The sequence below is a fragment of the Bacillus cereus group sp. Bc010 genome (assembly GCF_027716745.1).
Taxonomy (GTDB): domain Bacteria; phylum Bacillota; class Bacilli; order Bacillales; family Bacillaceae_G; genus Bacillus_A; species Bacillus_A pacificus.
In genome coordinates this window covers 123,527-144,369 of the sequence record NZ_JAQFUY010000003.1, presented here as the reverse complement: position 1 = coordinate 144,369, position 20,843 = coordinate 123,527, and the positions used below count along the sequence as shown (strand labels likewise).

The window sequence follows — 20,843 nt, the reverse complement described above, 5'->3', positions numbered from 1 at the left end:
TAATATAATATTTGAGGGGAGGTGAATGGAATGGCAGATGTTTTAGAGCGTGTAACAAAAATTATCGTTGATCGTTTAGGAGTAGAAGAAACAGAAGTAGTACCAGCTGCAAGCTTCAAGGAAGATTTAGGAGCAGACTCCCTAGATGTAGTAGAACTTGTAATGCAATTAGAAGACGAATTCGAAATGGAAATTTCTGATGAAGATGCTGAAAAGATTGCTACTGTTGGCGATGCTGTGACTTACATAGAGAGTCATCTATAATGCTTGAATGAAGTCCCGTTTTTTAGCGGGGCTTCTCGGCTTATATCTGGAGGGACCTATGCCGTACCGTAAATATAGAGAAAAAAAATACGAAACAAAATATCGTGAAGCGTTTAAAGTATTTCAAGAAAAAATAGGTATTACGTTTACAGATGAAAAATTATTGATTCAAGCATTTACGCATTCATCGTATGTGAATGAGCATCGAAAAAAACCGCATGAAGATAATGAGCGTCTCGAATTCCTTGGAGATGCAGTATTGGAACTTACTGTATCGCAGTATCTGTTTCAAAAATATCCGACAATGAGCGAAGGAGAGTTAACAAAACTACGTGCAGCTATTGTATGTGAACCATCTCTTGTTCGTTTTGCAAACGAGTTGTCATTTGGTAGCCTAGTTTTATTAGGAAAAGGTGAGGAAATGACAGGCGGACGTGAACGACCAGCTTTATTAGCGGATGTCTTTGAAGCGTTTATTGGTGCCCTTTATCTTGATCAAGGGCTAGAAACAGTATGGGGCTTCTTAAAAGAAATTGTATACCCTAAAATTAATGAAGGTGCTTTTTCTCATGTGATGGATTATAAGAGTCAATTACAAGAGTTGATTCAGCGTGATGGTAGTGGCAATATTGAGTATCAAATTTTGCAAGAAAAAGGACCGGCTCACAATCGAGAATTTGTGTCACGTGTTACGTTAAATAACGTGGCCTTAGGTCTTGGTAGTGGCAAGTCGAAAAAAGAAGCAGAGCAACAAGCTGCTGCAGAAGCGTTGAAAAAGTTAAAAGAACAACTATAAGGAATCCCCCTTTGAATGAGGGGGATTCCTTGTGCATAGAATGAAACTTTCTTTTCGTTTATAAATGTAAGGAAATGAAATCCGTATAATCGTTTGTTTTTGTATAAACAACATTTATAGCAACGGAGAATAGGAGGAAGGCCTTTCGTGTTTTTAAAAAGATTAGAAATAGCAGGATTTAAGTCTTTTGCTGAGCGTGTATCTGTCGATTTTGTCCCAGGTGTAACGTCTGTAGTAGGACCTAATGGAAGCGGGAAAAGTAATATTACTGATGCCATTCGTTGGGTACTTGGTGAACAATCGGCAAAATCATTACGTGGTGCAAAGATGGAAGATATTATTTTTGCAGGTAGTGATACGAGAAGAGCGGTTAATGTTGCTGAAGTAACATTAACTTTAAATAATGAAGATCAACGTTTACCGATTGAATATAATGAGGTGTGTGTAACGCGTCGTGTATCTCGTTCTGGTGATAGTGATTTTTATATTAATAAACAATCATGCAGGTTGAAAGATATTATCGATTTATTTATGGACTCTGGTATGGGAAGAGAAGCTTTTTCGATTATTAGCCAGGGGAAAGTTGAAGAAATTTTAAGTAGTAAATCAGAAGAACGTCGTGGTGTATTTGAAGAAGCGGCGGGAGTGTTGAAATACAAACTTCGTAAAAAGAAAGCTGAAGGTAAATTAGCAGACACACAAGAAAACTTAAATCGTGTACAAGATATAATTCACGAATTAAGTAGTCAAGTAGAACCTTTAGAAAGACAAGCTTCTATTGCAAAGGATTATCTCGAGAAAAAAGAAGAATTAGAGAAAGTAGAAGCGGCGCTTATTGTACATGAAATTGAAGAATTACATGAGAAATGGGAAGCGCTTCGAAATCAGTTTGGGCATAATAAAAACGAAGAAGCGAAAATGTCAACGCATTTACAAAAAGGTGAAGAAGAGCTAGAAGAATTACGAGGCCAATTACAAGCAGTAGATGAGTCTGTAGATTCCCTGCAAGAAGTACTTTTACTTTCTAGTAAAGAGCTAGAAAAGTTAGAAGGACAGCGTGAGCTATTAAAAGAGAGAAAGCAAAATGCAACGACGCATTGTGCACAACTCGAACAGTTAATTGTTGAATTAACAGAGAAAGCTACAAGTTATGATGGTGAGATTGAATCGAGTACAGAAGTATTGATGCAATTTGTAAATCATGTAAAAGAGTTGGAGACGAAATTGCATGACAATGAGCAATTACTTGCAACGTTTGCTGACAATTTAGAAGAGCAAATTGAGAATTTAAAAGGTGACTATATTGAACTTTTAAATCAACAAGCTAGTCATCGTAATGAGTTATCTATGATTGAAGAACAATCTAAACAACAAAACTCAAAAAATGAACGCCTTGATGAAGAAAATGCGAAATATGTAGAAATGCGTATGGAAATTACAGCGAAAAAGACAAAACTTGTGGAAAGTTATGAACAAGTAAAAGAAAAAGTAGCTGGAATCCTTTCGAATATACAAAAGACAGAAGCGGCACTTGGGAAATGCAAGGCGCAGTATAGTGAAAACGAAACAAAACTGTATCAAGCATATCAATTTGTACAACAGGCACGTTCTCGAAAAGAAATGCTAGAAGAGATGCAAGAGGACTACTCTGGTTTCTATCAAGGGGTACGTGAAGTATTAAAAGCTAGAGAAAATAGGTTGCAAGGTATTGAGGGTGCTGTTGCAGAACTGCTAACGGTACCGAAAGAATATGAAATTGCAATGGAAATTGCTCTAGGTGCAGCGATGCAGCATATAGTTGTACAAAAAGAAGAACATGCTCGTAATGCAATTGCGTTTTTAAAACAAAATAAACATGGACGAGCAACGTTTTTACCGCAAGCTGTTATTAAAGGTAGATCGTTATCATTTGAGCAATTACGTATTGTAAATCAGCACCCATCGTTTGTAGGTGTGGCAGCAGAACTCGTGCAATATAACAATAAATATGAAAATGTAGTTTCAAATTTATTAGGTACTGTTATTGTTGCAAAAGATTTACGCGGAGCGAATGAGTTGGCGAAACAATTGCAATACCGTTATCGCATTGTAACAATCGAAGGTGATGTAGTAAACCCTGGCGGTTCTATGACGGGTGGAGCGGTAAAACAGGCGAAATCATCTTTATTAGGACGTCAACGTGAACTAGAAGAGTGGACGAGTAAGTTAACTGATATGGAAGAGAAAACAACGAAGTTAGAAAACTTTGTTAAAGCAGTAAAACAAGAGATTCAAGAAAAAGAAGTGCAAATACGCGAACTAAGGCAAAGTGTAGAAGCAGAGCGTGTAGATGAACAGAAATTAAGAGAAGAAATTAGTCGCTTAGAATTAGAAGAACATCGTATTAATGATCGTTTATCTATTTACGATTTAGAGATTGAAGGGTTCTTGCAAGACCAAGTGAAAATGCAAGGCCGTAAAGAAGAGTTAGAAAAGATTTTGGCGACTCTTCAGGCAGAGATTACGGAATTAGATAGCAAAATCACAGCTTTAACAAAACAAAAAAGTGAGCAACATTCTTCGAAAGAAAAAGTTCAAAAAGAAATGACTGAGTTAAAAGTGTTAGCAGCTGAAAAGCAACAACGCTTATCTAATCAAAAAGAAAAAGTAGAACGATTGACGAAGGAAAAAGAAGAAACCGATGCAACGCTTGTCAAAACGAAAGAGGATTTAGCATTCTTAAAACAAGAAATGACATCGAATTCAAGTGGTGAAGAACAAATTACGAATATGATTGAGAAGAAAGCATATGATCGTAATCAAACTTCAGAGTTAATTCGCTCTCGTCGTGAACAACGTGTATCGTTACAAGAGAGAGTAGAACAGTTAGAGCGTAACCTGAAAGAAACAACAGGTAAACATAAATACATTCTTGAGATGTTGAAAGATCAAGAGGTAAAAATAAACCGACTTGATGTAGAGTTAGAAAATAGATTACAACATTTACGTGAAACATATACGATTTCATTTGAAGCGGCAAAACTGAAGTATACAATGGTGATGCCTGCTGAGGATGCACGTAAAAAGGTGAAACTAATTAAACTCTCCATCGAAGAGCTAGGTACAGTAAACTTAGGAGCAATTGATGAGTATGAGCGTGTGGCAGAGCGTCATACATTCTTACTAGAGCAAAAAGATGATCTAGAAGAAGCAAAAACGACATTGCACCAACTTATTACTGAAATGGATGAAGAAATGAAAAAACGCTTTTCTACTACGTTTGAAGGAATTCGAATGGAGTTTCAATCGGTGTTCTCTGAATTATTTGGAGGCGGTAGAGCGGATTTAGTTATGACGAATCCAGAGGACTTATTAAATACGGGTATTGATATCGTAGCGCAACCGCCAGGGAAGAAACTGCAAAACTTAGGTTTACTTTCAGGTGGAGAGCGTGCTTTAACGGCAATTGCGCTGCTATTTGGTATTTTAAAAGTGCGCCCAGTCCCATTCTGTGTATTAGATGAGGTAGAGGCTGCTCTTGATGAGGCAAACGTTGCCCGTTTTGCTCAGTATTTAAAGAAATTTAGTGATGAGACACAGTTTATTGTAATTACACATAGAAAAGGTACAATGGAAGAGTCTGACGTATTGTACGGTGTAACAATGCAAGAGTCAGGGGTATCTAAACTTGTTTCGGTTCGTTTAGATGATGGAGAAGAACTAGTTGCAAGCAAATAGAAAGGATGGGACAGTATGAGCTTTTTTAAAAAACTAAAAGAAAAAATTTCAAAACAAACAGATACGGTAACAGAGAAGTTTAAACAAGGATTAGAAAAAACGAGAAATTCGTTTGCAGATAAAGTAAATGATTTAGTCTTTCGTTACCGTAAAGTAGATGAAGATTTCTTCGAAGAATTAGAAGAAATTTTAATCGGTGCAGATGTTGGCGTTTCGACAGTGATGGAATTAATCGACCAGCTGAAAGAAGAAGTGCAACGCCGTAATATTCAAGATCCAAAAGAAGTACAAGCTGTTATTTCGGAAAAATTAATAGAAATTTATAAAGGTGACAGCGATTTTACTAATGAAATTAATGTGCAAAAGGATGGCTTGACAGTTGTTTTATTTGTTGGTGTGAATGGTGTAGGTAAAACGACAACAATTGGTAAGATGGCTCATAAGTTTAAATCAGAAGGTAAGTCTGTCTTATTAGCAGCAGGAGATACATTCCGTGCTGGAGCGATTGAACAATTAGAAGTATGGGGCGATCGCGTTGGGGTAGAAGTGATTAAACAAGGATCAGGGTCTGATCCAGCAGCGGTTATGTATGACGCTGTACAAGCTGCAAAAGCACGTAAAGTAGATGTATTACTATGTGATACAGCAGGACGTTTACAAAATAAAGTAAACTTAATGAAAGAGTTAGAGAAGGTAAAGCGTGTAATTGAGCGTGAAGTACCAGGAGCTCCTCATGAAGTATTGCTTGTTATTGATGCAACAACAGGACAAAACGGTTTAAGTCAAGCGAAAACATTCCGTGAAGCAACGAATGTGACTGGTATTGTTTTAACGAAGTTAGATGGAACTGCTAAAGGTGGTATTGTATTAGCAATTCGTAACGAAATGGATGTACCGGTGAAATTCGTTGGATTAGGAGAGCAAATGGATGATTTGCAACAGTTCGATCCAGAACAATATGTATATGGTTTATTTGCGAACTTAGTAGAAACAGAAGAAGTATAAGTGAAAGAAGCGGTATTTTCCGCTTCTTTTTCTATAAAAACATGCGATGTTAAGAAAAAAACTTGACACTCTTTTGTACTCCATGTAAACTAATTCATGTAAAGGGAAATCACTTAACAAAGGATGATCCAACATGCTCGAAAAAACAACGAGAATGAACTATTTATTTGATTTTTATCAATCGTTGTTAACGCAAAAACAAAGAAGTTATATGTCGCTTTATTATCTAGATGATTTATCTCTTGGTGAAATTGCGGAAGAATTTGATGTAAGTCGCCAAGCCGTGTATGATAACATTAAACGGACTGAAGCGATGCTTGAAGAATATGAAGAAAAATTAGTATTACTTCAAAAGTTTCAAGAGCGACAGCGACTTGTTGCAAAGCTAAAACAGCTAATCAGCGAAGAAGAGCATGTGAATGAAGAAATGAAACAAGTTGTTGAAGCTATCGAAAAATTAGATTAGGAGGGCGGCAATATGGCATTTGAAGGATTAGCCGACCGACTTCAACAGACGATGCAAAAAATCCGCGGCAAAGGAAAAGTTTCTGAAGCCGATGTGAAAGAAATGATGAGAGAAGTTCGTCTAGCTCTTTTAGAAGCGGACGTTAACTTTAAAGTAGTAAAAGATTTTGTAAAGCGTGTATCTGAACGTGCTGTCGGACAAGATGTAATGAAAAGTTTGACACCTGGACAACAAGTAATTAAAGTTGTACAGGAAGAACTTACAGAACTTATGGGCGGAGAGCAAAGCAAAATTGCTGTTGCTAATAAGCCACCGACTGTTATTATGATGGTTGGTCTGCAAGGTGCAGGTAAAACAACGACGACAGGTAAGCTTGCGAATTTGCTTCGTAAAAAGCATAATCGTAAACCAATGCTTGTTGCGGCGGATATTTACCGTCCTGCAGCGATTAAACAGCTTGAAACATTAGGGAAGCAATTGGACATGCCTGTATTCTCTTTAGGAGATCAAGTAAGTCCTGTTGAAATTGCGAAACAAGCGATTGCAAAAGCGAAAGAAGATCATCATGATTATGTTTTAATTGATACAGCAGGTCGCCTGCATATTGATGAAGAACTAATGGATGAATTAGCGAAAGTGAAAGAAGTTGCGAAACCGGATGAAATTTTCCTTGTTGTCGATGCGATGACAGGACAAGACGCGGTTAATGTTGCACAAAGTTTCCATGAACAGTTAGGTTTAACAGGGGTTGTATTAACGAAGCTGGATGGTGATACGCGCGGTGGTGCGGCATTGTCTATTAAAGCTGTTACAAATACGCCAATTAAATTTGCTGGTATGGGTGAAAAACTAGATGCACTTGAAGCGTTCCATCCAGAACGTATGGCATCCCGTATTTTAGGGATGGGAGACGTCTTAACATTAATTGAAAAAGCGCAAGCTACAGTTGATGAAGAGAAAGCAAAAGAACTTGAGCAAAAAATGCGTACGCTTTCGTTTACACTTGACGATTTCCTAGAACAACTTGGACAAGTGCGTCAACTTGGCCCGCTTGATGAATTGTTAGGAATGCTTCCTGGTGCAAATAAAATTAAAGGGCTGAAAAATGCACAAGTTGATGAAAAACAAATTGGGCATATTGAGGCAATTATTCGTTCTATGACTAAATTAGAGCGAGAACAACCGGAAATAATCAATGCTAGTCGCAAAAAACGCATTGCCAAAGGTAGCGGTACAACGGTACAAGAAATCAATCGTTTAATCAAGCAATTTGATGATATGAAAAAGATGATGAAAACGATGACTGGAATGCAAAAAGGTAAGAAAAAAGGACTAGGTGGATTGAAGTTTCCATTCATGTAAGGAAAAAAGATGGCTCTGTTAAGAAAAAATACTTTACAAAGCAATAGTCTTTTTGCTAATATAATTATCTGTGTGAAATAAATTCGGAGGTGCTTTATAAATGGCAGTTAAAATTCGTTTAAAACGTATGGGAGCTAAAAAAACTCCTTTCTATCGTGTAGTTGTTGCAGATTCTCGTTCTCCTCGTGACGGACGTTTCATTGAGGAAATCGGTACTTACAATCCGGTTGCTCAACCAGCTGAAGTTAAGATCAACGAAGAAGCAGCATTAAAATGGTTAGGAAATGGTGCTAAACCATCTGATACAGTTCGTAACTTATTCTCTAACCAAGGTATCATGGAGAAATTCCACTTATCTAAACAAGGTAAGTAATTGAGGCAATGACTATGAAGAAGTTAGTCGAGACGATTGTCAAGCCTCTTGTCGATTATCCTGAAGATGTAAAAGTTACACAGGAACTTTACAACGGAGAGATAAAGTATCGATTAACTGTACATCCTGAGGATGTTGGAAAAGTCATTGGAAAACAAGGGAAAGTTGCGAAAGCAATTCGAATGCTCTTGTATTCAGTGGGACATCACAATAGTGAAAAAGTAACACTGGAAATTCAATAAACGTAAAAAGGGCGAGGAGTTATTTCCTCTCCCTTTTTTAACATTTAAAGAGAAATTGCATGTTCCATATGTGAAATGGGGATGCTTAATTTATATAGAAACCAGGGGTGACATACTGTTTATGACAAAATGGTTTAACGTAGGGAAAATTGTAAATACTCATGGCGTAAAAGGAGAAATTCGTGTGGTTTCTCGTACTGATTTTCCAGAAGAGCGATATAAGGTAGGGAATACGTTATACATATCGAATGAAAAAGGTGGAGAGCCTTTCCCAGTAAAGATTACTTCTCATCGTCAACATAAAACATTTGATTTATTGACATTTGAAGGATATGGGAATGTAAATGAAGTAGAACAGTTTAAAGGTTCTCTTTTAAAAGTACCTGAAGATCAATTAGGCGAACTAGCTGAAGGCGAATACTACTATCATGAAATTATTGGTTGCAACGTTGTAACGGAAGAAGGAGAAGCGTTAGGGACAATAAAAGAAGTTTTATCTCCTGGTGCAAATGATGTTTGGGTAATTAAACGTCCAAAAGGTCAAGATCTGTTAATTCCTTATATTGATGATGTTGTACTTCAAGTTAACATTGAGAATAAATTAGTAACCATTCATGTAATGGAAGGGCTACTATAATGAAAATTGACATTTTAACTTTGTTTCCAGATATGTTTACAGGTGTGTTTGGATCTTCAATTTTAAAGAAAGCACAAGAAAAAGAAGCGGTAGAGCTCCGTGTTGTCAATTTCCGCGATTATACAACGAGTAAGCATAATAGTGTGGATGATTATCCGTATGGTGGCGGCGCTGGGATGGTGTTAACTCCTCAGCCTATTTTTGATGCTGTAGAAGATTTAACGAAAGAAACGGAGCGGAAGCCGCGAGTTGTCTTAATGTGTCCGCAAGGTGAAAGGTTTACTCAGAAGAAAGCGGAAGAGCTTGCAGAGGAAGAACATGTAATCTTTGTATGTGGGCATTATGAAGGATATGACGAACGAATTCGTGAACATCTCGTAACAGATGAGATTTCTATCGGTGACTATGTATTAACGGGTGGAGAGTTAGCCTCTATGGTTATAACTGATAGTGTCGTACGTCTCCTTCCAGGAGTACTAGGAAATCATGCTTCACAAGTCGAGGATTCGTTTAGTACAGGTTTATTAGAGCATCCTCATTATACACGTCCAGCTGATTTTCGTGGTATGAAAGTGCCAGATGTATTAATGTCGGGAAATCATAAAAATATTGATGAATGGCGACATAAAGAATCGTTGCGTCGTACGTACACGCGTAGACCGGATTTACTAGAAGAACGAGAATTGTCTAAGCAAGAAAAGAAGTGGCTAGAACAGATTAAAGAAGGCAAATAAGTGCTTGATATATTTTCTATTGCAACAGCCTTAGCAATATGCTATTATAACACTTGTGCTGCTGAAATCAGTAGCCGTATTAACGATGTTCCGCTGTAATTTATTTAGACTTTATAAGAGCATCTGTTTAAAGGAGAGAATTTAATATGCAACAATTAATCGCAGAAATTACAAAAGGCCAATTAAAAACTGACCTTCCTTCATTCCGTCCTGGAGACACTTTACGTGTACACGTAAAAGTAGTTGAGGGAACTCGTGAAAGAATTCAGCTTTTCGAAGGTGTTGTAATTAAACGTCGTGGTGGCGGAATCAGTGAAACATTCACAGTTCGTAAGATTTCTTACGGTGTAGGTGTAGAGCGTACATTCCCAGTTCACACGCCAAGAATCGCGAAAATCGAAGTACTTCGCCGTGGTAAAGTACGTCGTGCTAAGTTATACTACTTACGTAACCTTCGCGGTAAAAAAGCACGTATTAAAGAAATTCGATAAGACATGTATGGGAGCTTGTAAATGCACAAGCTCCCTTTTTCCAATCTATATAAAATTTTGATATAATACGATCAGCTTACATAATCGTGGAGGGGAAAAGCATGAAGAAAGAAAAGAGTTCACTTTGGGAATGGATCAAGGCAATTTTGATAGCTGTTGTATTAGCAGGTGTTATTAGACAGTTTTTCTTTGCGCCAATTCTCGTAGATGGAGTATCGATGGCGTCTACATTACATGATCGCGATCGAATGATTGTTAATAAAATTGGTTATCACATAGGAGATCCGAAACGATTTGATATTATTGTATTCCGAGCAACGGAAGATAAAGATTATATTAAGCGTATTATCGGCCTACCAGGCGATGAAATAGAGTATCGTAATGATAAACTATATGTTAACGGAAAGGCTTATGAGGAGCCGTATTTAGACAAGCAGAAAAAACAAATTGCTGACGGACCGCTTACATATGATTTCACTCTTGAAGAAATGACAGGGAAGAAAACTGTTCCAGAAGGTCAATTATTTGTTTTAGGCGATAATCGTCGTTTTAGTAAAGATAGCCGTTCGATTGGTACAATTTCAATGGACCAAGTGATTGGAAAGGCAAATATACTATATTGGCCGTTAAAAGATGCTCGTATTGTGAAATAAAAGAAAAAGAAGGTGGCAACATGGTAATTCAATGGTTCCCGGGACATATGGCAAAGGCTAGACGCCAAGTAACAGAAAAATTAAAGTTAATTGATGTTGTAATTGAGCTTGTAGATGCTCGATTACCTTTATCTTCTCGAAATCCGATGATCGATGAGATTATTACACATAAACCGAGGCTTGTTGTTTTAAATAAAGCGGATATGGCAGACGATCGTTTAACAAAGCAATGGATCGCATATTTTAAAGAAAAAGGCCATATGGCAATTTCAATTAACGCACAGGCTGGACAAGGCATGAAGGAAATTGCGGCGGCTTGTAAAGTGTTAGTGAAAGAGAAATTCGATAAAATGGTTGCAAAAGGTATTAGACCGAGAGCGATTCGTGCATTAATTGTAGGGATACCGAATGTTGGTAAATCTACGTTGATTAATAAGTTAGCGAAGAAAAATATTGCTAAAACAGGGGATCGTCCTGGTGTGACAACAGCTCAGCAATGGATTAAGGTTGGGAAAGAAATGGAGTTGTTAGATACGCCAGGTATTTTATGGCCTAAATTTGAAGACCAATTAGTTGGGTTACGTCTAGCTACGACTGGTGCAATTAAAGATTCTATTTTAAATCTACAAGACGTAGCTGTTTATGCGCTACGTTTTATGGAGAAACATTACCCAGACCGATTAAAAGAGCGCTATAATTTAAATGACATTCCAGAAGACATCGTGGAGTTATTTGATGCGATTGGAAAAAATAGAGGCTGTTTAATGGGCGGCGGAATGATTGATTATGATAAAACATCTGAACTTATACTTCGTGAGCTTCGTGGTGGCAAACTTGGGAAAATGACGTTTGAAACACCAGAAGAGTTTGCGGAGCAGACAGAAGATGCAGAAAAAGTAGAAGAAGTATAAGACGTGCGTTTGTACGTCTTTTCTTTTTTGTATATAAAGGGAGTGGCATGAATGCAAAAAGTGACTATTCAAGAGGCGGAACATCTACTACAAGAAATTATGAGTGAAGAGGACGACCGCTTTCAAATATTAATAAAAGATGAACGTAAAGGGGTACAAAAGCTCATTTCTAAGTGGTATAAACAAAAAGAGTTAGCGCAAAAGGAAAAAGAAAAATTTCTAGAAATGTCTAAGTATGAAAATGCGTTACGTGAAAAAGGTCTCACATATATCGCAGGTATAGATGAAGTAGGTCGTGGACCGTTAGCTGGGCCTGTTGTGACGGCAGCTGTCGTTCTTCCTGAGGATTTTTATATTCCAGGGTTAAATGACTCGAAAAAGTTGAGTGAAGCGAAACGTGAGCGTTTTTATGATGAAATTAAAGCGCAAGCAATTGCAATTGGAGTTGGAATTGTATCACCGCAAGTTATTGATGAAATAAATATTTATCAAGCGACGAAACAAGCGATGTTAGATGCTGTAGCGAATTTATCTTGTACACCACAATATTTATTAATTGATGCGATGAAACTCCCTACACCAATTCCGCAAACATCTATTATTAAAGGTGATGCAAAAAGTATTTCTATTTCAGCTGCATCTATTATTGCGAAAGTAACGAGAGATCGTATGATGAAAGAGCTTGGAGAAAAGTATCCTGCATATGGATTTGAACAACATATGGGATATGGCACAAAACAACATTTAGAAGCGATTGAAGCGCATGGCATATTAGAAGAACATCGAAAATCGTTCGCGCCAATTAAAGATATGATTCAAAAATAAGCTGCGAAAACGCAGCTTATTTTGTATTTTGACATATAAACATTACTATTTTCCAAAAAGAATAAAGCGATTTCAGTTTTCTGACACTTTATTGTAGACAGCGTGCCAATCATCTTATACAATGGCAATGTAATGTTTTTTAAACATTAAAAAACTTTTCGAGTAAAACAGGAAAACAGGGGAGGATGGGACCATGAATATCCATGAGTACCAAGGTAAGGCAGTCCTTAGAAGCTATGGGGTTAGCGTTCCGAACGGGAAGGTTGCATTTACAGTAGAAGAAGCTGTAGAAGCGGCGAAAGAATTAGGAACGGATGTATGTGTAGTGAAAGCACAAATTCACGCTGGTGGACGCGGCAAAGCTGGCGGAGTAAAAGTTGCAAAAAATTTAGATGAAGTTCGTACATATGCAGAGAGCATTTTAGGAACTACACTTGTGACACATCAAACAGGTCCTGAAGGTAAGGAAGTAAAACGCTTACTTATCGAAGAAGGTTGCGATATTAAAAAAGAATATTATGTAGGTCTTGTTTTAGACCGTGCAACTTCTCAAGTTGTTTTAATGGCTTCTGAAGAAGGCGGAACAGAAATTGAAGAAGTAGCAGAAAAAACACCTGAAAAAATCTTTAAAGAATATATTGATCCAGCAGTAGGCTTACAAGGCTTCCAAGCACGCCGAATTGCATTTAACATCAATATTCCAAAAGAGCTTGTAGGACAAGCTGTGAAGTTTATGATGGGCTTATACCGTGCTTTTATCGAAAAAGATTGCTCTATCGCAGAGATTAACCCACTTGTTACAACAGGTGATGGTAAAGTTATGGCATTAGATGCGAAATTAAACTTTGATTCTAATGCTTTATATCGCCATAAAGACATTTTAGAACTTCGTGACCTTGATGAAGAAGATGCAAAAGAAATCGAAGCTTCTAAATATGACTTAAACTACATTCCTTTAGATGGAAATATCGGTTGTATGGTTAATGGTGCAGGTTTAGCGATGGCTACTATGGATATCATTAAACATTACCATGGAGATCCAGCTAACTTTTTAGATGTTGGTGGCGGTGCGACAGCTGAAAAGGTTACAGAAGCATTCAAAATTATCCTTTCTGACAAAAATGTAAAAGGTATCTTCGTTAACATTTTTGGTGGCATTATGAAGTGTGATGTTATTGCAGAAGGTGTTATTGAAGCAACGAAACAAGTAGGTCTTGAATTGCCTTTAGTTGTACGTCTTGAAGGTACAAACGTAGAGTTAGGTAAGAAAATTTTAAATGAGTCTGGCTTAAATATTGTTGCAGCAGAATCTATGGCAGACGGTGCACAAAAAATTGTTTCACTAGTGGGCTAATAGAAAGCGGGGGAGAAAAATGAGCGTATTAGTTAATAAAGATACAAAAGTTATTGTTCAAGGTATTACAGGTTCTCAAGGGTTATTCCACACAAAGCAAATGATAGAATACGGTACGAAAATTGTCGGTGGTGTAACGCCAGGTAAAGGTGGCACTGATATTGAAGGTGTACCAGTATTTGATACTGTAGAAGATGCAGTGAAAGCAACAGGCGCAAACGCTTCAGTTGTATACGTTCCACCCGCTTTTGCGGCTGATGCAATTATGGAAGCAGTTGATGCAGAAATTGATTTAGTAGTATGTATTACTGAAGGAATTCCTGTATTAGATATGGTAAATGTAAAGAGATATATGGCTGGTAAACATACACGTTTACTTGGACCGAACTGCCCAGGTGTTATCACACCTGATGAATGTAAAATTGGTATTATGCCAGGATACATTCATAAAAAAGGTCATGTAGGTATCGTATCTCGCTCTGGTACATTAACGTATGAGGCTGTACATCAGTTAACACAAGAAGGTATTGGTCAATCTACGGCTGTAGGTATCGGCGGAGACCCTGTTAACGGTACAGACTTTATTGACGCGTTAAAAGCATTTAATGAAGATGAAGAAACACACGCTGTAATTATGATTGGTGAAATCGGTGGTACAGCGGAAGAAGAGGCAGCTGAATGGGTAAAAGCTAATATGACAAAACCTGTTGTAGGCTTCATTGGCGGCCAAACAGCGCCTGCTGGCAAACGTATGGGTCATGCTGGTGCAATCATTTCTGGCGGCAAAGGAACTGCTGCAGAAAAGATTAAAACGATGGAAGCTTGTGGTATTAAAGTAGCGGAAACTCCAGCAGTTATGGGTGAAACGCTAATCTCTGTCTTAAAAGAAAAAGGTCTATTTGAGACTTGTAAAAACTACTAATCTGTTGAAAGACACCTTCTTGCTTGAAGGTGTCTTTTTACAAACTTCTTGTTAACATAATAAAAATTATGGGTAAGGAGAATTGTGATGAAAAGAGAACGATTATTACATCTTCATTACTTGTTAGCAGACCATTGGAAGGCGATAGAGAGGCTATTACATGTCGATCCAGAATTGAAGGAAATATACAATTTTAATGCAAAACAAATTGAATGTTACACTGGAATATCCTCGAAAAAATCTTCAGAATTAGTAAATTTTCTTCAAAGTTCAAATCTCCCACAATATATATCTTATTTAGAGAAAAATCGATTCTTTTATATGACAATATGGGATGAAGATTATCCAAAATTATTACGTGAAATACAAGATCCTCCCTTTGTATTATATGGAAAAGGAGAGAAAGATTTTCTTAATAAAGCGAATAAATTAGCGGTTGTTGGAACAAGAGAACCGAATTTATATGGATATGAAAGTTTGAAATTTATTTTACATCCATTATTAGAAAAGGAATGGCTTGTTGTCAGTGGATTTGCAAGAGGGATAGATGCGATGTCTCATGAAATTACAGTAAGACGGCATTGCCCAACAATCGCGATACTAGGACATGGATTATCGTATATATATCCAAGAGAGAATCGATATTTATATGAAGTGTGGAATGAATATATATTGTTATTAACAGAGTATCCGCCGCACTATGCACCGAAAAAATGGTATTTTCCAAAAAGGAATCGGATTATTAGTGGCATAAGTAAAGGTGTTTTAGTTGTAGAAGCGAAATCGAGAAGTGGAACACTTATTACCGCAGACCTTGCTCTAGAGCAAAATAGAGAGGTATTTGCACTTCCTGGACCTATATTTATAGATAGTGCATCAGGAACAAATCATCTCATTCAACAAGGAGCGAAACTAGTAAGAAATGCAGAAGATATACTGGAAGAGATTTTAAATTAACCTTATATTTTTATGTTTTTATTAAACAATTATTGACAAATGGTAGATAGGCACTGTATGGTATATTCATTCTTGATTGACAAAAACAAGAGAAATCAATAAGATTAATGAAGACTTGAATCCACCTCTTAAGGAGGCACTAGCATGTCAGATTACCTCGTAATCGTGGAGTCGCCTTCTAAGGCGAAGACCATTGAGAAATATTTAGGGAAAAAATACAAAGTTGTCGCGTCTATGGGACACGTTCGCGATTTACCTAAAAGCCAAATGGGGATAGAAGTAAAGAACAACTTCACCCCGAAGTATATTACCATTCGTGGTAAAGGTCCCGTCTTAAAAGACTTAAAATCAGCAGCAAAAAAAGCAAAGAAAGTCTATCTCGCGGCCGATCCAGACCGCGAAGGGGAAGCTATTGCTTGGCATTTAGCCAATACGTTAAATGTGGACGTTGAATCAGATTGCCGAGTTGTGTTTAATGAGATTACAAAAGATGCAATAAAGGAATCCTTTAAACATCCTCGCGCGATTAACATGAATTTAGTAGATGCACAACAAGCAAGACGTATACTAGATCGTCTTGTTGGTTACAATATTAGTCCTTTATTATGGAAGAAAGTAAAAAAAGGATTAAGTGCAGGACGCGTACAATCTGTAGCAGTTCGTTTAATTATCGAACGTGAAAGAGAAATTCAAAGTTTCGAGCCTGAAGAATTCTGGACAATTAAGACAGAATTTGTGAAAGGGAAAGACACATTTGAAGCAAGCTTTTACGGTGTAGATGGTGAAAAGGTTCAATTAACGAATGAAACACAAGTGAATGAAATAATTGAACGGCTGAAAGATAATGCGTTCTCAGTTGAAAATGTAACGAGAAAAGAGCGAAAACGTAATCCGGCATTACCATTTACAACATCTTCCTTGCAACAAGAGGCGGCGCGTAAGTTAAACATGCGAGCAAAGAAAACGATGATGCTTGCGCAGCAATTGTATGAAGGAATTGATCTTGGAAAACAAGGAACTGTAGGTCTTATTACGTATATGAGAACTGATTCAACACGTATCTCAGAAACAGCTCAAACAGAGGCACGTACGTACATTACTGAGGCGTTTGGTACGGAATACATAGGAACAGAAAAGAAGAAAGAAACGAAGAAGTCGAACGCACAAGATGCGCATGAGGCAATTCGTCCTACTTCGGTAATGAGAAAGCCAGAGGAACTAAAGAGTTTCTTAAGTCGTGATCAACTTCGATTGTATAAATTGATTTGGGAGCGATTTGTTGCAAGTCAAATGGCGTCTGCTATAATGGATACTGTGACAGCGAGACTCATTAATAATAATGTTCAGTTCCGTGCAAGTGGATCGGTTGTAAAGTTCCCAGGATTTATGAAAGTGTATGTAGAGTCGAAAGATGATGGGGCTGAAGAAAAGGATAAGATGTTGCCACCTTTAGAAGTAGGGGAAACCGTATTTTCGAAGGATTTAGAACCGAAGCAACACTTTACACAACCTCCGCCGCGCTATACAGAGGCTCGTTTAGTAAGAACACTTGAAGAGCTTGGAATTGGAAGACCGTCGACTTACGTACCGACACTTGAAACGATTCAAAAACGTGGATATGTAGGTTTGGATAATAAACGCTTCGTTCCAACTGAACTAGGTGAAATAGTAATTGAACTTATTTTAGAGTTTTTCCCAGAAATTATTAACATTGAATTTACTGCTAACATGGAGCAAAGCCTCGATGAAGTAGAAGAAGGAAATGCGAATTGGGTAAAAATTGTTGATGATTTCTACGTAGGATTTGAACCGCGTTTAGAAAAAGCGGAAAAAGAAATGCGTGAAGTGGAAATTAAAGATGAACCAGCTGGGGAAGATTGTGAATTATGTAATCACCCAATGGTCTTTAAAATGGGTAAATACGGGAAATTTATGGCTTGCTCGAATTTCCCAGATTGTCGTAATACAAAACCGATTGTGAAAGAAATCGGTGTTACTTGTCCGAAATGTGATAAAGGTCAAATTATTGAGCGTCGTAGTAATAAAAAGAAACGTCTTTTCTATGGGTGCGGTACGTATCCAGAGTGTGACTTTGTATCTTGGGATAAGCCGATTGGCCGTAAATGTCCGAAGTGTGAAGGTATGCTAGTAGAGAAGAAGTTGAAAAAAGGCGTACAAGTACAATGTATTTCGTGTGATTATGAAGAAGAACAACAAATGTGAGCGTAACTGCTCACATTTTTTTCGGGAAGAAAAGGAAAGGTGATAAATATATGACAACACAAGTAGTAAATGTCATTGGCGCAGGTCTTGCAGGAAGTGAAGCAGCTTACCAAATTGCAAAACGTGGTGTCCAAGTAAGATTATACGAAATGAGACCGGTAAGGCAAACGCCAGCTCATCACACAGATAAATTTGCAGAATTAGTATGTAGTAACTCGCTTCGCGCAAACACATTAACAAATGCTGTTGGTGTTATTAAAGAAGAAATGCGTTTAATGGATTCTGTTATTATTCGTGCAGCTGATGAGTGTTCTGTACCAGCAGGAGGGGCTTTAGCGGTAGATCGTCATGAATTTGCGGCAAAAGTAACGGAATATGTGAAAAATCATCCGAACGTAACTGTGGTGAATGAAGAAATTACTAAAATTCCAGAAGGTCCTACTGTTATCGCGACAGGTCCACTTACGTCGCCTGATCTTTCTGCGCAATTAAAAGAATTAACGGGTGAAGACTACTTTTATTTCTATGATGCAGCAGCACCGATTGTTGAGAAAGACAGCATTGATATGAATAAAGTGTATTTAAAATCTCGTTACGATAAAGGTGAAGCGGCATATTTAAACTGTCCAATGACGGAAGAGGAATTTGACCGTTTTTACGAGGCTTTAATCGCTGCTGAAACAGTACCTTTAAAAGAATTTGAAAAAGAAATTTTCTTTGAAGGTTGTATGCCAGTAGAAGTTATGGCAAGTAGAGGAAGACAAACACTAGTATTTGGACCGATGAAACCTGTTGGATTAGAAGATCCGAAAACAGGGAAAACGCCATATGCTGTTGTTCAGTTACGCCAAGATGATGCAGCGGGAACGTTATACAATATCGTAGGTTTCCAAACGCATTTAAAATGGGGACCGCAAAAAGAAGTGTTACAGTTGATTCCAGGACTGGAAAACGCAGAGATTGTACGTTATGGTGTAATGCATCGTAATACGTTTATTAATTCACCTAACTTGCTTCGTCCAACATACCAATATAAACAACGTGATGATTTATTCTTCGCTGGTCAAATGACTGGAGTGGAGGGATATGTTGAATCAGCGGCTTCAGGATTGTTAGCAGGTATCAACGCTGCTCGACTTGTAAAAGGTGAAGAGCCGGTTGTATTACCACCTGTAACTGCGATGGGAAGTATGGCGAATTATATTACTGCGACAAATGCAAAAAACTTCCAACCGATGAATGCAAACTTCGGTCTGTTTGCACCGTTAGAGAAGAAAATTAAAAAGAAAGCAGAACGTAATGAAGCCTATGCAACACGCGCTTTAGAAACGATTCGAAATTTTGTAAATATTTAGTTAAATTTCTTGCAAAGGCTACTAAGTTGTGATACGATTTAGTAGCCTTTATTGAGGTGAATTGTGTGAATGTGAAGAAATTGTTACAATTATTCGTTGGATATTTACAAATTGAAAGAAATTATTCAAAATATACAATTGCAAGTTATCAAAATGATTTAGAACATTTTGTGCAATTTATGGAGCGAGAAGGCATATCCTCTTTTTTAGATATTACATACGCGGATGTTCGTTTGTACTTAACGACGTTGCACGATGAAAAGTTAGCCCGTAAATCTGTCGCAAGAAAAGTATCAAGCTTACGAAGTTTATATCGTTTTTTGATGCGTGAAGGTTATCGGAAAGATAATCCGTTTGCACTTGCGTCACTCCCCAAAAAAGAATTGTCAATCCCAAAGTTTTTATATGCTGAAGAATTAGAGGAATTATTTGAAGTTTCTGATGCGGGAACCCCGTTAGGTCAAAGGAATCAAGCTTTATTAGAGTTGATGTATGCGACCGGGATCCGTGTGAGTGAATGTGTCAATTTACAACTTACCGATATTGACTTTGCGGTGGGGACAATTTTAGTAATGGGAAAAGGAAAAAAACAAAGGTATATTCCGTTCGGGAGCTATGCACAAGATGCTTTAATTACTTATATAGAGAACGGGAGAAAACAGTTAGCCAAGAAAACTGAAGAACAATCTCATATGGTATTTTTAAATGCGAAAGGCACGCCGCTGACAAGTCGAGGAGTACGCTATGTATTAAATGAACTCATTAAGAAAGCTTCACTGACAATGCGTATAAGTCCTCATATGTTAAGGCATACATTTGCTACACATATGTTAGATGAAGGGGCAGATTTACGTACTGTACAGGAGCTACTCGGTCATGAAAATTTGTCTACGACACAAATTTATACGCATGTCTCTAAAGAAAGATTGCGTTCTGTCTACATGAAGCATCACCCACGGGCATAAATTGCTTTTAAAGCTATAAAAACATATAAAGGAGTTTTTTCTATGGGAAATTTCCACGCTACAACGATATTTGCAGTTCATCATAATGGAGAATGTGCAATGGCTGGAGATGGCCAGGTGACAATGGGAAATGCTGTTGTAATGAAACATACAGCTCGTAAGGTTCGTAAACTTTTTCAAGGGAAAGTTTTAGCTGGTTTTGCAGGTTCAGTTGCTGATGCATTTACTCTTTTTGAAATGTTTGAAGGGAAATTAGAAGAGTATAATGGAAACTTGCAGCGTGCTGCTGTTGAGATGGCGAAGCAATGGCGCGGTGACAAAATGTTACGTCAGCTAGAAGCGATGCTCATTGTCATGGATAAAACAACTATGCTCCTTGTTTCAGGTACGGGAGAAGTGATTGAACCGGATGATGGTATTTTAGCAATTGGATCTGGCGGAAATTATGCGCTTTCAGCAGGTCGTGCTTTAAAACAATATGCAAGTGAACATTTAACAGCGAAGCAAATTGCGAAAGCGAGTTTAGACATTGCAGGCGATATTTGTGTGTATACAAACCACAATATAATTGTGGAAGAATTGTAGAATCGT

Annotated in this window: 21 protein-coding genes; all 21 read left to right on the top strand. The window is 37.6% G+C overall.

The genetic code is table 11. From position 1 onward, the window contains the following. Window positions 1–30: 30 nt before the first annotated feature. The 21 genes from acpP to hslV all read left to right on the top strand — a co-directional run bounded on the left by acpP (window position 31) and on the right by hslV (window position 20,837). Window positions 31–264 (top strand): acyl carrier protein, encoded by a 234-nt coding sequence (acpP, locus tag PDQ68_RS06125; protein WP_000786062.1) that lies wholly within the window; start codon window positions 31–33, stop codon window positions 262–264. A gap of 58 nt (window positions 265–322) precedes the next feature. Next, entirely contained in the window at window positions 323–1,060 is a 738-nt protein-coding gene (gene rncS / locus PDQ68_RS06120; protein WP_001146876.1) for a ribonuclease III, read from the top strand. Window positions 1,061–1,207: 147 nt separating this feature from the next. After that, window positions 1,208–4,777: a chromosome segregation protein SMC gene (gene smc, locus PDQ68_RS06115; protein ID WP_000479000.1), complete on the top strand. Its 3,570-nt coding sequence runs from the start codon at window positions 1,208–1,210 to the stop codon at window positions 4,775–4,777. Between the two features lie 15 nt (window positions 4,778–4,792). Then, window positions 4,793–5,782 carry a signal recognition particle-docking protein FtsY gene (gene ftsY / locus PDQ68_RS06110; RefSeq protein WP_000007647.1) on the top strand — a complete coding sequence of 330 codons (990 nt, stop codon included), beginning with the start codon at window positions 4,793–4,795 and terminating at the stop codon, window positions 5,780–5,782. Between the two features lie 133 nt (window positions 5,783–5,915). After that, entirely contained in the window at window positions 5,916–6,248 is a 333-nt protein-coding gene (locus tag PDQ68_RS06105; protein WP_000891062.1) for a putative DNA-binding protein, read from the top strand. 12 nt (window positions 6,249–6,260) lie between these two features. Next, window positions 6,261–7,610 (top strand): signal recognition particle protein, encoded by a 1,350-nt coding sequence (gene ffh / locus PDQ68_RS06100; RefSeq protein ID WP_000863461.1) that lies wholly within the window; start codon window positions 6,261–6,263, stop codon window positions 7,608–7,610. 100 nt (window positions 7,611–7,710) lie between these two features. Continuing rightward, on the top strand, window positions 7,711–7,983 hold the full coding sequence (gene rpsP / locus PDQ68_RS06095) for a 30S ribosomal protein S16 (RefSeq protein ID WP_000268750.1): 273 nt from the start codon (window positions 7,711–7,713) through the stop codon (window positions 7,981–7,983). A gap of 14 nt (window positions 7,984–7,997) precedes the next feature. After that, complete coding sequence (locus PDQ68_RS06090) at window positions 7,998–8,225, top strand: KH domain-containing protein (protein WP_000737403.1); 228 nt, start codon at window positions 7,998–8,000, stop codon at window positions 8,223–8,225. 121 nt (window positions 8,226–8,346) lie between these two features. Next, complete coding sequence (gene rimM / locus PDQ68_RS06085) at window positions 8,347–8,862, top strand: ribosome maturation factor RimM (RefSeq protein WP_000170268.1); 516 nt, start codon at window positions 8,347–8,349, stop codon at window positions 8,860–8,862. After that, complete coding sequence (trmD, locus tag PDQ68_RS06080; RefSeq protein ID WP_016718304.1) at window positions 8,862–9,596, top strand: tRNA (guanosine(37)-N1)-methyltransferase TrmD; 735 nt, start codon at window positions 8,862–8,864, stop codon at window positions 9,594–9,596. The genes rimM and trmD overlap by 1 nt, the downstream gene beginning before the upstream one ends. Window positions 9,597–9,742: 146 nt before the next feature. After that, window positions 9,743–10,087 (top strand): 50S ribosomal protein L19, encoded by a 345-nt coding sequence (gene rplS, locus PDQ68_RS06075; protein WP_001186516.1) that lies wholly within the window; start codon window positions 9,743–9,745, stop codon window positions 10,085–10,087. A 101-nt stretch (window positions 10,088–10,188) separates the two neighbouring features. Continuing rightward, window positions 10,189–10,740: a signal peptidase I gene (gene lepB / locus PDQ68_RS06070; RefSeq protein ID WP_000711857.1), complete on the top strand. Its 552-nt coding sequence runs from the start codon at window positions 10,189–10,191 to the stop codon at window positions 10,738–10,740. Between the two features lie 20 nt (window positions 10,741–10,760). After that, window positions 10,761–11,651: a ribosome biogenesis GTPase YlqF gene (gene ylqF / locus PDQ68_RS06065; RefSeq protein WP_000236697.1), complete on the top strand. Its 891-nt coding sequence runs from the start codon at window positions 10,761–10,763 to the stop codon at window positions 11,649–11,651. Window positions 11,652–11,702: 51 nt separating this feature from the next. Then, the gene (gene rnhB / locus PDQ68_RS06060; protein ID WP_001174724.1) at window positions 11,703–12,476 is read left to right on the top strand and encodes a ribonuclease HII; all 774 of its coding nucleotides are present in this window, start codon (window positions 11,703–11,705) and stop codon (window positions 12,474–12,476) included. 193 nt (window positions 12,477–12,669) lie between these two features. Next, a complete protein-coding gene (gene sucC / locus PDQ68_RS06055) occupies window positions 12,670–13,830 on the top strand; it encodes an ADP-forming succinate--CoA ligase subunit beta (RefSeq protein ID WP_001020785.1) in 1,161 nt (386 codons plus the stop codon). Between the two features lie 19 nt (window positions 13,831–13,849). Beyond that, window positions 13,850–14,752, top strand: coding sequence for a succinate--CoA ligase subunit alpha (gene sucD / locus PDQ68_RS06050; protein ID WP_000115178.1), 903 nt, complete (start codon window positions 13,850–13,852; stop codon window positions 14,750–14,752). 87 nt (window positions 14,753–14,839) lie between these two features. Beyond that, a complete protein-coding gene (gene dprA, locus PDQ68_RS06045; protein ID WP_061183965.1) occupies window positions 14,840–15,709 on the top strand; it encodes a DNA-processing protein DprA in 870 nt (289 codons plus the stop codon). A 144-nt stretch (window positions 15,710–15,853) separates the two neighbouring features. Continuing rightward, window positions 15,854–17,932, top strand: coding sequence for a type I DNA topoisomerase (gene topA / locus PDQ68_RS06040; RefSeq protein WP_001286972.1), 2,079 nt, complete (start codon window positions 15,854–15,856; stop codon window positions 17,930–17,932). Window positions 17,933–17,982: 50 nt separating this feature from the next. Beyond that, window positions 17,983–19,287 carry an FADH(2)-oxidizing methylenetetrahydrofolate--tRNA-(uracil(54)-C(5))-methyltransferase TrmFO gene (gene trmFO / locus PDQ68_RS06035; protein ID WP_012644562.1) on the top strand — a complete coding sequence of 435 codons (1,305 nt, stop codon included), beginning with the start codon at window positions 17,983–17,985 and terminating at the stop codon, window positions 19,285–19,287. Between the two features lie 65 nt (window positions 19,288–19,352). Continuing rightward, a complete protein-coding gene (gene xerC, locus PDQ68_RS06030; RefSeq protein WP_061183966.1) occupies window positions 19,353–20,252 on the top strand; it encodes a tyrosine recombinase XerC in 900 nt (299 codons plus the stop codon). A 42-nt stretch (window positions 20,253–20,294) separates the two neighbouring features. Beyond that, entirely contained in the window at window positions 20,295–20,837 is a 543-nt protein-coding gene (gene hslV, locus PDQ68_RS06025; RefSeq protein WP_000526271.1) for an ATP-dependent protease proteolytic subunit HslV, read from the top strand. Window positions 20,838–20,843: the final 6 nt, after the last annotated feature.

Coding starts and splice junctions, on each gene's coding strand:
- trmD (WP_016718304.1), top strand. CDS start 8,862: ATGAAAATTGACATTTTAACTTTGTTTCCAGATATGTTTACAGGTGTG.
- rimM (WP_000170268.1), top strand. CDS start 8,347: ATGACAAAATGGTTTAACGTAGGGAAAATTGTAAATACTCATGGCGTA.
- acpP (WP_000786062.1), top strand. CDS start 31: ATGGCAGATGTTTTAGAGCGTGTAACAAAAATTATCGTTGATCGTTTA.
- hslV (WP_000526271.1), top strand. CDS start 20,295: ATGGGAAATTTCCACGCTACAACGATATTTGCAGTTCATCATAATGGA.
- ffh (WP_000863461.1), top strand. CDS start 6,261: ATGGCATTTGAAGGATTAGCCGACCGACTTCAACAGACGATGCAAAAA.
- rnhB (WP_001174724.1), top strand. CDS start 11,703: ATGCAAAAAGTGACTATTCAAGAGGCGGAACATCTACTACAAGAAATT.
- ftsY (WP_000007647.1), top strand. CDS start 4,793: ATGAGCTTTTTTAAAAAACTAAAAGAAAAAATTTCAAAACAAACAGAT.
- PDQ68_RS06105 (WP_000891062.1), top strand. CDS start 5,916: ATGCTCGAAAAAACAACGAGAATGAACTATTTATTTGATTTTTATCAA.
- sucD (WP_000115178.1), top strand. CDS start 13,850: ATGAGCGTATTAGTTAATAAAGATACAAAAGTTATTGTTCAAGGTATT.
- ylqF (WP_000236697.1), top strand. CDS start 10,761: ATGGTAATTCAATGGTTCCCGGGACATATGGCAAAGGCTAGACGCCAA.
- trmFO (WP_012644562.1), top strand. CDS start 17,983: ATGACAACACAAGTAGTAAATGTCATTGGCGCAGGTCTTGCAGGAAGT.
- PDQ68_RS06090 (WP_000737403.1), top strand. CDS start 7,998: ATGAAGAAGTTAGTCGAGACGATTGTCAAGCCTCTTGTCGATTATCCT.
- rpsP (WP_000268750.1), top strand. CDS start 7,711: ATGGCAGTTAAAATTCGTTTAAAACGTATGGGAGCTAAAAAAACTCCT.
- topA (WP_001286972.1), top strand. CDS start 15,854: ATGTCAGATTACCTCGTAATCGTGGAGTCGCCTTCTAAGGCGAAGACC.
- rplS (WP_001186516.1), top strand. CDS start 9,743: ATGCAACAATTAATCGCAGAAATTACAAAAGGCCAATTAAAAACTGAC.
- sucC (WP_001020785.1), top strand. CDS start 12,670: ATGAATATCCATGAGTACCAAGGTAAGGCAGTCCTTAGAAGCTATGGG.
- dprA (WP_061183965.1), top strand. CDS start 14,840: ATGAAAAGAGAACGATTATTACATCTTCATTACTTGTTAGCAGACCAT.
- lepB (WP_000711857.1), top strand. CDS start 10,189: ATGAAGAAAGAAAAGAGTTCACTTTGGGAATGGATCAAGGCAATTTTG.
- rncS (WP_001146876.1), top strand. CDS start 323: ATGCCGTACCGTAAATATAGAGAAAAAAAATACGAAACAAAATATCGT.